This is a genomic window from Pseudomonas sp. MYb541 (assembly GCF_037479595.1).
Classification (GTDB): domain Bacteria; phylum Pseudomonadota; class Gammaproteobacteria; order Pseudomonadales; family Pseudomonadaceae; genus Aquipseudomonas; species Aquipseudomonas canadensis.
This window is the reverse complement of record NZ_JBBGYS010000020.1, coordinates 1-12978: the sequence shown is the minus strand read 5'-3', so window position 1 is coordinate 12978 and position 12978 is coordinate 1. Positions and strand designations below refer to the sequence as shown.

11 protein-coding genes are annotated in these 12978 nt (G+C 60.8%); 2 read left to right on the top strand and 9 right to left on the bottom strand.

All coding sequences use genetic code 11. The features are described 5' to 3' along the window. Nucleotides 1-58: 58 nt before the first annotated feature. Both WH299_RS14120 and WH299_RS14115 read right to left on the bottom strand, forming a co-directional pair. Nucleotides 59-2212 (bottom strand): TonB-dependent siderophore receptor, encoded by a 2154-nt coding sequence (locus tag WH299_RS14120; RefSeq protein ID WP_122727288.1) that lies wholly within the window; start codon nt 2210-2212, stop codon nt 59-61. A gap of 183 nt (nt 2213-2395) precedes the next feature. Beyond that, nucleotides 2396-2887, bottom strand: a complete 492-nt coding sequence (locus WH299_RS14115; RefSeq protein WP_339550563.1) for an Lrp/AsnC family transcriptional regulator — start codon at nt 2885-2887, stop codon at nt 2396-2398. A 121-nt stretch (nt 2888-3008) separates the two neighbouring features. On the opposite strand from WH299_RS14115, the gene WH299_RS14110 reads away from it, so the two are divergent. Continuing rightward, nucleotides 3009-4043, top strand: a complete 1035-nt coding sequence (locus tag WH299_RS14110; protein ID WP_028616302.1) for a histone deacetylase family protein — start codon at nt 3009-3011, stop codon at nt 4041-4043. A 58-nt stretch (nt 4044-4101) separates the two neighbouring features. Next, a complete protein-coding gene (locus WH299_RS14105; protein WP_339550562.1) occupies nt 4102-5529 on the top strand; it encodes an amino acid permease in 1428 nt (475 codons plus the stop codon). Here WH299_RS14105 and WH299_RS14100 read toward each other — a convergent pair. From WH299_RS14100 to glgX, 7 genes are all read right to left on the bottom strand, one after another. Then, the gene (locus tag WH299_RS14100) at nt 5507-6541 is read right to left on the bottom strand and encodes an alpha/beta fold hydrolase (protein WP_126570359.1); all 1035 of its coding nucleotides are present in this window, start codon (nt 6539-6541) and stop codon (nt 5507-5509) included. The genes WH299_RS14105 and WH299_RS14100 overlap by 23 nt on opposite strands. 204 nt (nt 6542-6745) lie before the next feature. After that, nucleotides 6746-7507: a PIG-L deacetylase family protein gene (locus WH299_RS14095; RefSeq protein ID WP_122727263.1), complete on the bottom strand. Its 762-nt coding sequence runs from the start codon at nt 7505-7507 to the stop codon at nt 6746-6748. 155 nt (nt 7508-7662) lie between these two features. Next, a complete protein-coding gene (locus tag WH299_RS14090; protein WP_339550561.1) occupies nt 7663-8346 on the bottom strand; it encodes a glycosyltransferase in 684 nt (227 codons plus the stop codon). Then, nucleotides 8343-8942 carry an SAM-dependent methyltransferase gene (locus WH299_RS14085; RefSeq protein WP_339550560.1) on the bottom strand — a complete coding sequence of 200 codons (600 nt, stop codon included), beginning with the start codon at nt 8940-8942 and terminating at the stop codon, nt 8343-8345. The genes WH299_RS14090 and WH299_RS14085 overlap by 4 nt, the downstream gene beginning before the upstream one ends. Next, nucleotides 8939-9697 (bottom strand): PIG-L deacetylase family protein, encoded by a 759-nt coding sequence (locus WH299_RS14080; protein WP_339550559.1) that lies wholly within the window; start codon nt 9695-9697, stop codon nt 8939-8941. Before WH299_RS14080 ends, WH299_RS14085 begins: the two co-directional genes overlap by 4 nt. Continuing rightward, entirely contained in the window at nt 9694-10692 is a 999-nt protein-coding gene (locus tag WH299_RS14075; RefSeq protein WP_339550558.1) for an acyl-CoA dehydrogenase, read from the bottom strand. Before WH299_RS14075 ends, WH299_RS14080 begins: the two co-directional genes overlap by 4 nt. 1 nt (nt 10693) lies before the next feature. Next, the gene (gene glgX, locus WH299_RS14070) at nt 10694-12853 is read right to left on the bottom strand and encodes a glycogen debranching protein GlgX (RefSeq protein WP_028616295.1); all 2160 of its coding nucleotides are present in this window, start codon (nt 12851-12853) and stop codon (nt 10694-10696) included. Between the last annotated feature and the right edge of the window lie 125 nt (nt 12854-12978).

The window sequence follows — 12978 nt, the reverse complement described above, 5'->3', positions numbered from 1 at the left end:
CCGGCGGCGGGACTTGAGGAACGGCTACCCGGGCGGGTAGCCGTTGATCGGATCACGATCAGAAGCTGTATTTGGCCGTGACGCCAAAGCTGCGCGGGTTACCGTAAGTGTCGGTCGACCCCCAGATCGGGCTGGTGGCGATGGCCGAGTAATAGGTGCGGTCGAAAATGTTGTTCACGTTCAACTGCAGGTCCAGGTGTTTGTTCACCTGGTAACCGGCCATCACGTCGGCAACGGCATAACTGCCTTGTTCCAGGCGATAGGTATTGCTGTTGGCGAGGACCACATCGTTGTACATGCGACTCTGCCAGTAGACGTTGCCACCGATGCGCAGTTTTTCCAGTGGGCCCTGGAAGCGGTAGGAGGTGGTGAGTTTGAACAGGCGTTCCGGGGTGTCAGTGTCGAAGCGTTGGTTGTTGTTGGCCGCATTGGTGTCCTTGATGTAATGCGCACGGGTGTAGGTGAAACCGCCGCCGACCTGCCAGTTTTCGGTGAGTGCACCTTGCAGCTCAAGGTCTATGCCTTGGCTACGTACCAGGCCAGACGCTTCGTAGCAGGCCATGATCGGGCAACCGGCTTGGCTCTCGGGCAGGGTCGCACGGTTTTTCTGGTCGATCTGGAACACCGCCAGGCTGGCGTTGAGCGCGCCGTTGAAGTATTCGCCCTTGATACCGACTTCATAGTTTTCGCCGACGATAGGCTTCAGTGGCTTGTCCGAGAAGTCGCGGCTTGTCTGCGGTGTGAAGATGTCGGTGTAGCTCGCGTAGACGGAGTACTGGTCGTTCAGGTCGTAGATCACACCGGCGTAGCGCGTGAGGTTACGGGTGACTTTGTAGTCGCCGTCGCCTTGGCGGTCATCGTAGTCATACCAGTCCACGCGCGCGCCGAGGATCACCTTGAGCGGGTCTGCGAGGTTCAGGCGGGTGGTCAGGTAAACGCCGTCCTGGGTGGTGATGCTATGGCCTTTGCCGTCACGTACGAAGTCCGGTTTTGCCCCATTGAGCGGGTAATTGGTGTCGTAGGGGCTGTATTCCTTGGACGTGGCGTCGTAGATGCGCTTGCTGGTGCCGATCACCACTTCATGGGTGCGCCCGAACGCTTCGACCGGGCCGCTGAGGAACGTGTCCAGGCCGTACTGCTTGTCGTCCTGGTGCGATTGATAGGCGGTGCGCGCCAGTGTGGTCTGGTAGCGCGACTGGTAGGTGCCGGTGAACACACCGTCCAGCTGAGAGGAGGAACCTGCGATGTGGAGCTTCCAGTCGTTGGCGAAGCGATGTTCGATATCACCGAAGACAGTGTCGATGGTCAGCTTCTTGTTTTCCCAGTCGGAGCCGGGGTTGGTGGAGCGGGGCAGGTTCAGGTGATGGCCGTCGGCGCCAATGGGCAGGCCGCCCCAGAAGAAGTTGGTCTGGTCTTCCTGGCGCGAGAAACCCAGGGTGGCGGTGGTGTTTTCGCTGAGGTCAGCTTCGCCGATGGCGTAGAACAGGCCGTGATCGCTTTCTTCGCCTTTGCGGAAGCTGTTGGCGTCGCGGTAGGAGCCTACGACGCGGCCACGCAGGGTGCCGCTGTCATTCAAGGCGCTGGAAGCGTCGAATTCGCCGCGATAATCGTCCCAACTGCCGGCGGCACCGGTGATCGATACCTGCGGCGTGGCGGTCGGGCGCTTGCGCACAAAGTTGATCGCCGCCGAAGGGTTGCCGGCGCCGGTCACCAGACCGGTGGCGCCACGGATCACTTCTACACGGTCGAACATCGCCAGGTTGGGCTGCACGCTGTTGGCGTAGCCGGAATAGGAGCTGGGGATGCCGTCAAACATCATGTTGTCGATGTCGAAGCCACGCGATCTGTACGTCTGCCGGCCAGGACCGCTGGACTGGCTGAGGAACAGGCCGGGCGTGTTCTTGACCACGTCGTTGACGCTGGTCATGGCCTGGTCGTCCATGCGTTGGCGGGTGATGACCGTGACGGCCTGGGGTGTTTCACGCATGGTCAGCGGGAGTTTGGTGGCGGTCGCCATCTCGCCGGTGGTGTAGGACTGGGTGCCTTCGGTGGTCTGGCCCAGCTGTTCAGTGCTGATCTGGGTGGCACCCAATTCGAGCGGGGCGGTTTTTTCCGCCTCAGCGGCAAAGGCCGCCGTTGAACTTGCAAGACAGACAGCCAACGCCATCAGACTGGGTGAAAAACCTTTGCCGCCGTGTTGTTGCACAGACATGGAACTGACTCTCCCCGAATGCCTTCCATGGCGAATAATAAAGATGTTGATAATTATTCGCATCAGTGTGGCAGATTGAGTTCGAAGGAAAAAGCCTTCAGAGAGAATTAGTTAACGTTTTTTTCACAATTGATTGACAGCGATTTGCCACATCAGCCCCAGCAAACGCGATCTCATGGGTGACTATTCACGCCTTGAAATGGCCACCCGACTCGTCGCCTTGACTTCCCTCAGCGCCAGACTCGACTGAATCGACGCAATCCCCAACTGGCGCCGCAACACGCTCTCGACAAACTCGCTGTAGCTGTCCAGATCTTCCGCGAGGACCTGCAACAGGTAATCCGCATCACCGGTGATCTTGTGGCACGACAGCACCTGCGGCAGCTCCTTCACCACCGCTTCGAACGCATCCGGCGCATGATCGGTATGGATCGCGAAACGCACATGCACGAACGCCATGATGTTCAGCCCGAGCAGCTTGCGATCGAGATTAGCCTGGTAGTCTTTGATTACACCTTCCTCTTCCAGGCGTTTACGCCGACGCCAGCAGGGCGTGAGGCTCAGGGATAGACGCTCGCTCAACTGCGCGTTGGAAATACTCGCGTCTTCCTGCAGTAGCGCGAGGATGGCGAGATCGGTGTCGTCAAGAACGACCTGCTTGGTTTTATTTTTCATAACTAGGCGCTGTAGGGGTAAATATTCCCGATAAAACTAACAGCACCGCAAATAAAAGCAAAGAAAGCCCAAGGCTGCCAGAACAAAATAGACCCTGTCTTTTACTGGCGGATGCCCACCCATGTTGACTGTTTTTAGCGAAGCCCACCGTTTGCACCACGGCACTGAACTGAAGGACGGCGTGCTCAAACCGTCGTTCGAACAACCCAGCCGCGCCGACACCGTGCGCGATCGCGTCAGGCAGGTGGGCCTGGGCGATATCATCACGCCGCGCCGCTTTGACCGAGCCTGTTACGTCAACGCCCACAGCGAACGCTACGTGGCATTCCTCGAGTCGGCCTGGGCCGAATGGACCGCCATTGGCCGTAGCCATGACGCATTGCCCCTGGTGTGGCCGGTGCGTGACCTGGCCAACCATCAAGTCCCGGACTTCATCGACGGCAAGCTCGGTTTCTTCGCCATGGACGCCGGCTCGCCGATTACCCGCACCACCTGGGATGCGGTCAGAACCAGCGCCGATATCGCCTTGACCGGCCTGGCGCTGATCGACGAAGGGCATCACAGTGCATTCGCCCTGTGCCGCCCACCAGGTCACCACGCAGCCCGCGAATACATGGGCGGTTATTGCTACCTCAACAACGCAGCGATTGCCGCGCAGCAGGCTATTACTCAAGGCGCCAAGCGCGTGGCGGTGCTGGATGTGGATTTCCACCACGGTAACGGCACGCAAAATATTTTCTACGACCGCCCGGACGTGTTGTTCATTTCCCTGCATGGTGATCCGGCAGTCTCTTACCCGTACTTTTCCGGCGCGGCCAGTGAACGCGGCGCGGGCGCAGGGGAGGGCTTCAACCTGAATTATCCGTTGCCGAAAAACACCACGTGGGCGCACTACCAGACCGCTTTGATCAATGCGTGCCAGCAACTGCGCGACTTCGCGCCCGAGGTGCTGGTGATCTCCCTCGGCGTCGACACCTTCAAGGACGACCCCATCAGCCACTTCCTGCTCGACAGCCAGGACTTCCTCGGCATGGGCGAAATCATCGCGAGCGTCGGCGTGCCCACCCTGTTCGTGATGGAAGGCGGCTACATGGTCGATGAAATCGGCATCAACGCCGTCAACGTGCTGCACGGTTTCGAAAGCAGCACCCGATAACAACAACCCGTCGTCTTTTCTTCTGCCAAAACTCAAAAACATAACAAGAGGTTTTGTGATGAAAACAACCACGTCCGGGCTTTGTGAAAAGCCAGCGTTGCAACGCACCCTGAGCAACCGCCATATCCAACTGATGGCCATGGGTGGTGCAATCGGCACCGGCCTGTTCATGGGCTCCGGCAAGATCATTGCGCTGTCCGGCACCTCGATCATCCTGATCTATATGATCATCGGGCTCTTCGTGTATTTCGTGATGCGCGCCATGGGCGAGCTACTGCTGTCCAACCTGAACTTCAAGAGCTTCGCTGACTTTGCCGGCGCCTATCTGGGGCCGCGTGCGGCGTTCTTTCTCGGCTGGTCGTATTGGTTGAGCTGGAGCGTGGCGGTAGTGGGGGATGCGGTGGTGGTCGGTGGCTTCTTCCAGTACTGGTTTCCCCATGTGCCGGCCTGGATGCCGGCGGTGGGCATGTTGCTTACGCTGTTTGCGTTGAATGTGCTGACGGTGAAGTTGTTTGGCGAAGTGGAATTCTGGTTCGCGATCATCAAGATCATCGCCATAGTGACCTTGATTGGGGTGAGCGTGGTGTTGATCGCCAGCTCGTTTGTCTCGCCGACGGGCGTCACCGCTTCGCTGACGCACTTGCTGGATAAACAGGCCGCGTTTCCCAATGGTTTGTTCGGCTTTTTTGCCGGGTTCCAGATGGCGATTTTCTCCTTTGCCGGCACCGAACTTATCGGCACTGCCGCCGCCGAAACCCGTGCGCCGGAAAAAACCTTGCCCAAGGCGATTAATTCGATCCCGTTGCGCATCATCCTGTTCTACGTGCTGGCTCTGGCATGCATCATTGCGGTGACCTCATGGCAGCAAGTCTCGCCGAGCAAAAGCCCGTTCGTTGAGTTGTTCCTGGTGGCGGGTTTTCCGGCCGCGGCGGGCATCGTCAATTTCGTGGTGCTGACCTCCGCGGCGTCGTCGGCCAATAGCGGCGTGTTTTCCGCCAGCCGTATGTTGTTCGGCCTGGCTGACCTGGGAGATGCGCCGGGGATCTTCCGGCGTTTGTCGAAGAGCAGCGTGCCGTTTATCAGCCTGGCGTTTACGACATTGCTGATGCTGTTGGGGCTGGTGCTGCTGTTTGTGGTGCCAGAGGTGATGACCGCCTTCACCATCGTGTCGACAGTGTCGGCAATCCTGGTGATTTTTACCTGGTCGACGATCCTGGCGTCCTACATCGCCTACTGCAAGAAGCGTCCGGACCTGCACGCCAAATCCCTCTACAAGATGCCCGGCGGTGTGCCGATGGCCTGGTTTTCCCTGGGGTTTCTCGCGTTTGTGCTGGGCCTGTTGGCGTTGCGGCCGGATACACGCTTGGCGCTGTGCGTGATGCCGGCCTGGTTTATCTGGCTGGGGGTTGCTTATCAGTTTTCACGCTTTAAGGGGGGCCATTGGATCAAGGCGCCGCATTCGGTCACAAGTGATCCGCATCAATGACCGCCTTGGCAAACGCTTCGGGCGCTTCCTGAGGCAGGTTGTGGCCCACGCCGCCGTTGATCAGGCGGAACTCATACTTGCCGGTAAAACGTTTGGCGTAGTCCTCGGGCTGCGGATGCGGGGCACCGTTGGCATCGCCTTCGAGGGTGATGGTCGGCACGCCAATCGAGGGCGCTTGGGCGAGTTTCTGCTCCAGGGGATCGTACTTCGTCTCACCTTGGACCAGGCCCAGGCGCCAGCGGTAGTTGAACACGGTGATCGCGACGTGATCCGGGTTCTCCAGGCCCTTGGCGCTGCGGTCAAAGGTGGCGTCATCGAACTTCCATTGCGGCGAAGCCAGTTGCCAGATCAGCTTGGCGAAATCGTGGGTGTTTTTCTGGTAGCCGGCTGCACCGCGCTCGGTGGCGAAGTAGAACTGATACCACCATTGCAGTTCAGCTTTAGGCGGCAAAGGGTTCTTGCCCGCCGCCTGGTTGCCGATCAGGTAACCACTGACCGACACCAGCGCCTTGACCCGTTCCGGCCACAGCGCCGAAACGATGTCGGCCGAGCGTGCGCCCCAGTCGTAGCCACCGAGTACGGCTTGCTTGATCTTCAGCGCGTCCATGAAGTCGATCACGTCACTGGCCAGGGCAGCCGGTTGGCCGTTGCGCAGGGTGTTGTCCGAGAGGAAACGCGTACCGCCATAACCCCGGGCATAGGGGATCAGCACGCGATAACCCTTGGCCGCCAGCAGCGGTGCGACCTGGGCGTAACTGTCGATGTCGTAGGGCCAGCCATGCAGCAGGATTACCACCGGGCCGGTGGCCGGGCCAACTTCAGCGTAGGCCACGTCCAGCAGGCCGGCCTTGACGTGCTTGAGGGCACCGAAGGCGGTTTGTGGGCTGGCGACGGCGCGGGTAGGCGCCTCGGGCATTTCGGCTCGGGCCATGCCCAGAATGCCGAATTGCGACAAGGCCACGGCCAGGAAAAGGGATTGGCGGTTGAAACGGCGAGTCAACTGAGTATGCATGGCGAGCCTCCTGCGGCTGGATGTGTGCCGGGTGCTCAGTTGAACGCCGGGCTGTATCTGGCCTGTTTCAGGAAACCCGTTGAGTTAAAGGCTGTGTATCGCAGTGAGCTCTGTACACACTGCGATACAAACCTTGCAGACGTTGAATTGAGAATCCCCAAGTCACCCCTTCAGCAGCCGCTGCAAGGTAGGACGAATCGGCGGCTAAGACAGCACGATCTCATAGGGTTCACGCATTCTCTCCAGCAGCACCTGGGCCAGCATCGGTGCCAGGCCGATCTGCGGGTCGCCAGCCAACTGGCTGGCATAGGCATGGGCTGCATGGAGCTTGCGTGCGACGGTCCACGTGTCCAGGCGCACCTTGCGTGCACGTTGCCAGGGGATGATTGCGCCTTCCCGAGCGGGCCAGTGCCAGGCCCAGATCGGCAGTTCATACAGACGCGCGCTCACCAGGCTGCAGGCGTTGGCGCTGGCGCGGCCGACGGTGTCGTGGTCGTCATTGCCGTCGTTGCGCCAAGTGCTGAACACGACATCGCCCGGTTGCAAGTAGCGCGCGATGAATTGGCTCAGTTGCGCCTCGCGGCCGGCGAGGGCGTCGTCACAGAAGCCGCCGCGAATCCACTTCAGGCTGTGCAAGGGCATGCCCAGGCGGCGTAGGGCCTCGACACTTTCCTGGGGCCGTACCACGCTCAGGCGGCTGGCGGGCCAGACGTCGGACCCTGGGTGGCTGGCGCTGCCATCGGTGATCGAGATGAGTTGCAGTGGATGCTCCAATGTACTGAGCAATTGCAGCAGGCCGCCACAGGCCAGTACTTCGTCACCGGGATGGGGGGCGATGATGACCACACGCGCGCCGGGTGGCACCAATGAGGACGGGGAGATAGGAGGGATTTGCGCCAACTGCGGGGCGCTGTTCCAGATTTGCTCGGGGCCGCGACGGCCGTCGCTTAAGGAAGCAAGCTTCATGGGGTGTCACATCCTTGTCGATTGATGCTGGGTCGTGGTCCGTTGACGGGACGACACTCTTCTATCCACTACAGGCTCCGCCGCAGTGGTTGCATGGCACTCCACCCTTGGAACGCCAGCAAGGCGTCATCAGCATAGACAAGGATCTGTCGGTTTTACATTTTGTAATGTCGTTTTTTCCAAGTAGCGTGCATCAGGGTCTTCAAGTAATCACCGAAACCACCCTGAGCGCGGGCGTCCAGGCGCGCACTGGTGATCACCTGCGGGGTATGGCTCCAGGCGATGGAGGCGCCGCACAACTCCAGGTTACGCACCAATTGCACATCCTCATGGCACGGCAGGGGTTCGAAGCCACCGGCGCGGACATAAGCGCTAGCGCTTACACCCAGGTTGGCACCGTGGATGTGCCGATGGCCGTCCCGCGCCTCGTAAGCCTGGTTATAGCGAATCTGCGCTGCAGAGTCGAAACCTTCACCCCAGGCGTCCACGGTGACCGTGCCACACACAGCATCGGCCCCCAGCGCCAATTGGGCCACCAGCCAATCAGGCGCCACGCGGCTGTCGGCGTCGGTGCAGGAGATCCAACGTGCGCCCTGGTTGAGCAGATGCCGTGCGCCCACGCCACGTACGTGTCCCACGTTGCGCGCCTGGGCTTCCAGGCATTGCACTGGGTAGGCCTGGGCAATCACGGCGCTGTCATCGCTGCAACTGTCGAGTACAACCAATACAGTCACTTCCTCACCCAGTAAACCTGGATGGCTGGCCGCGATCAATGCCGCGCTCAGGCAGTCCGCCAGCAAGGCCTCCTCATTATGTACCGGGATCAGAATGCCGATCATCGCAAGCCCTCTAGGGTGGCGACCGAAGTGCCGTCACGGCTCCACAAGTCGAGTAGGAAGTCGTGTTCGTGGTGGCTGCAGACGTGAGGCATGTCTAAACGCTGATGGAGCAGGGTGTGCACCTGCTCGGCAGTTTGTGGGCAACCTTCGATGGCGGGGCGCCAGTGACAGGCCAGCACTTGGCCGTTGTCGGTCAGCGAAGCGCGAGCACGATCTACCAGCTCGCTCAGGTCATCGGCGTCGAGGTAATAACACAATTCGCTAAATACGATCAGCTCGAACTGGCCCGCAGGCCACTGTTCGGGCAAACGGCTTTGCTGCACCTGGGCATGCGCAAAGCCCAGCAAGCGACTGCGTGCCAGGGCGACGGCGGCCGAGGCCGTGTCGCAACACAGCAGGCGGTCACAGCGGGGCGCGAGTTCGAAGCTGAGTTCGCCATTGGCGCAACCGGGCTCGAACACCGAGGCATAACGTGGCCGGGTGAGCAGCGCCAGGGTCAACGCGCGTTTGCGCCGTTCGTACCAGCGTTGGCGAAAGGCCCAGGGGTCGTCGTTATTGGCGAACAATTGGTCGAAATACGGTGTGGCCACACTCATACGAATACCACTTCAAAGGGCTGCAGAAGGCGCTCCACTACATAGGGCGCCAGCACGGGCGCCAGGCCGATCTGCGGATCACCCTCCAACTGGCTGGCGAAGGCATGGATGGCGTGGCGTTTGCGGGCTACCGCTTCACAGGTCAATGGAATCTTGCGGGCGCGGTACCAAGGCACTTGGTTATCTTCGGGCGTTGCCCAGTGCCAGGTCCACACCGGCAGTTCATACAGGGTTGCGCCGACCGCAAGGGACGCCTTGGCGCTGGCACGGCCGACGGCTTCATGATCGCAATGACCGTCTTCGCGCCAGGTGGTGAATACCACGTCGGTGGGTTTGAGGTAACGCTGGATAAACGCTGCGAGTTCATCCTCCCGCGCCGCCACCTTACTGTCGGTAAACCCCGCACGCAGCCATTTCAGGCTGTGCAGCGGCAAGCCGAGACGATGCAGCGCCTGGGCCGATTCCTGGGGGCGCACGACACTCAAGCGCTCGACCGGCCAACGCCGCGAGCCGGGATGACTGGCGCTGCCATCGGTCACCGAAATCAGCTGGATCGGACGGCCAAGTGCCGCGAGCCCCTGCATCAAGCCACCACAACCCAGCACTTCATCATCCGGATGGGGGGCGATGATCACCGCCCGGTGGCCTTCGGGAACCAATTGCGCAACGCTGATCGGCGGCAGCTCGGCCATTTTTGGCGATGCCTGCCAACGATGCAGCGGCGTGCCTTGGCCAACGATTGGATTGGGTTTCATAACTGCCACCTCCCTGTGGGTTCGCCGGCGACCAACTCGCCAAGGCCGGCCAAGTCGCGCTCGGCGTGACTCTGGCGTACATACACCGGCAAGTCCGCCATCAACTGGGCGAAATGCGGATCCTTGCAGTACGGCCCCGCACCCACAGCGCGTCCGACGTGGTGAATCACTTGTTCGACGGTGTCCTCGATACAGGCCCGAGTCTGTTGCGCCAGCAACCTGCCATTGGCCTTGGGTTCGCGGTCGACCTGTTCCGCGCTGGCGCGCAGTACACAAGCGGCGCTGTTCAGTGCGCTGTCGACCGCCCCGAGGTGGGCGAGGGCGTGGGGCTCGGGGCGTTTGCTGCACTGCTCACGCAAGACTTCTGCCAGGCGTTGGGCCGCGCCGTACCAGCAGGCGGCAATGCCAATGCCGCCTTGCCAGAAACCGGGTCGCGCGAGGTAATCAGCCGGTCCGCCCACGGCCAGCCCCCAGGCCTCGTCGAACACTATTTCCACACTGCCGGTGGCGGCCATGCCCACGGCGTTCCAACCTTCGTCCGTCACGACGATACCGGGTTGATCCATAGGCACCGCCACCAACTGCTGGCGGTCTTCTTCGTCCCAGGCCGTCAGCAAGCCATGGCTGACCACCGCCGCGCCGGAACACCAGGCTTTACGCCCTTGTACCTTCAGGCGATGGCCATCTTTGAAAACGCGCACCTTGGCGGTGGGTGGCTCAGCTGCCCACATGCCCCAAATGCTGCCCAAGGGGGGTAAGGGGCTATTGAGTTCGGCAATGATTGCCAACGCGTCGGTGTGGCCCTCGAACAGCTTGCACAAGCGCAGGTCATGGGCAGCCACCTGTGCCAAGCGGCTGAACCGTTCCAGTGTCTGACCGCTGCCCGGTAAGGGCAGCTGGTCCAGGCCTTCCTCCTGAAGCGCCTTCAGGGCCGCGCCCAGGGCTTGCGTGTCCGCATAGCCCCGGTAGCCTTGAAGGAATCCATGCAGTGCCATTTCACACCTCGTCTTCACGCTGCAATTCAAACAGTAACAACGAACGGCCAGTCACCGCGTACTCATGATCGAAATCAAAGCGTTCCTGGCCACGTACCGCCGGGGAGTTGGTGTCGAGCATGCAGGTCCAGAACTCGCCTTCGGGCACCGGCGGCAGGCGGAAATTGACCATGTCGTGGTGGGCATTGACCACCAGCAGCAAGGTGGCATCGGCGCCGGCACGGCGTATCCCGGTTTCCTGGGCGCGGCCATCCATCAACATGCCCAGGCAGCGGCCGTGGCTGTCTTGCCACTGTTCGGTGGTCATCTCATTGCCATCCGGCGCGAGCCAGGTGACGTCCTTCACGCCGATGTCTTCGTTGTAGTCGCCCACCAGAAAGCGCCCACGCCGCAGAATCGGATAAGCCAGGCGCAGCTTGATCAGACGCTTCACAAACTTGAGCAAGGCCTTGCCGTCGTCGTCCAGGTCCCAGTTGACCCAGCCGATCTCGCTGTCCTGGCAATAGGCGTTGTTATTGCCGTGCTGAGTGCGTGCGAACTCATCACCGGCCACGATCATTGGCGTGCCTTGGGCGAGCAGGAGGGTGGCGAAGAAGTTGCGCATCTGGCGCAGGCGCAGTTCGTTGATTTCCGGATCGTCAGTCGGCCCTTCGACGCCATGGTTCCAGGACAGGTTGTTGTTACTGCCGTCCTGGTTGTTTTCGTCATTGGCCTCGTTGTGCTTGTCGTTGTACGACACCAGGTCGTGCAGGGTGAAGCCGTCGTGGGCGGTGATAAAGTTCACCGAACTGTAGGGACGACGGCCACGATGGTTGAACATCTCGCCCGAAGCGGTCATGCGCCCGGCAAAGTCCGCCAGTTGGCCGTCATCGCCTTTCCAGAAAGCACGCACGGTGTCGCGGAAGCGGTCGTTCCATTCCACCCAGCCCGGTGGGAAGTTGCCCACCTGATAACCGCCGGGGCCGCAGTCCCACGGCTCGGCGATCAATTTGAGCTGACGCAATACCGGGTCCTGACGACAAGCGACCAGGAAGCTGTGACGTTCATCGAAACCATCGCGGTAACGGCCAAGAATGGTCGCCAGGTCGAAGCGGAAACCGTCGACGTGCATCTCATTGGCCCAGTAACGCAGGGAGTCGGTGACCATCTGCAACACGCACGGATGGCTCAGGTCCAGGGTATTCCCGGTGCCGGAATCGTTGATGTAGAAACGCTTGTCATCCGGCATCAGGCGGTAGTACGAAGCGTTGTCGATACCGCGCATGGACAGGGTCGGGCCACGCTCGTTGCCCTCGGCGGTGTGGTTGTAGACCACATCGAGGATCACTTCGAGCTTCTGCTCATGCAGGTGCGCGACCATCTCCTTGAACTCGGCGATCTTGCCGCTGGCCAGGTAGCGCGGGTCGGGGGCGAAAAACGCAATGCTGTTGTAGCCCCAATAGTTGGTCATGCCTTTTTGCAGCAAATGCTGGTCGTTGACGAAGGCATGCACGGGCAGCAGCTCGACTGACGACACACCCAACTGGCGAATGTGCTTGAGCACGTCGTCTTCCATTAAGCCAGCGCAGGTGCCGCGTACGGACTCGCCCACGGAAGGGTGGCGCATGCTGATCCCGCGCAGGTGGGTCTCGTAGATGATCGTGCGGTCCCACGGCACCCGCACCGGCTGGTCGTTGCCCCAGGTGTGTGCCGGGTCGATGACTTTGCATTTGGGCACGAAGGGTGCGCTGTCGCGTTCGTCGAAACTGAGGTCGTCGTCCGGGTGACCGATGGTGTAGCCGAACAGCGCCTCGGACCATTTCAATTCGCCCACCAACTGCTTGGCATAGGGGTCGATCAGCAATTTGTTGTGGTTGAAACGGTGGCCGTTGGCGGGGTCATACGCACCATACACGCGGTAGCCGTAAATCAGCCCTGGGTGGGCGTCGGGCAGGTAGCCGTGGAAGGTTTCGTCGGTGTATTCCGGCAGTTCGATGCGCTCCAGCTCGACTTCGCCGGAATCATCGAACAGGCACAGTTCGACCTTGGTCGCGTTGGCCGAGAACAAGGCAAAGTTGACACCCAGGCCGTCCCAGGTGGCGCCAAGGGGGAAGGGCAAACCTTCACGAATCCGCGACGGCTCGTTGCCCGGCGTCGAAGGGGTTTTATCGGGTTTGCTCATTGAGTTGCTCCTGCAAAGGTCTTTTTTCGGGCCGAACACGGCCGTGCTGACGTGAGGTCAGGCAAATGTCTGATAAGTGCAAATCATTGTAGGAGCCGGCTTGCCGGCGACGGGGGCGGGTCTGT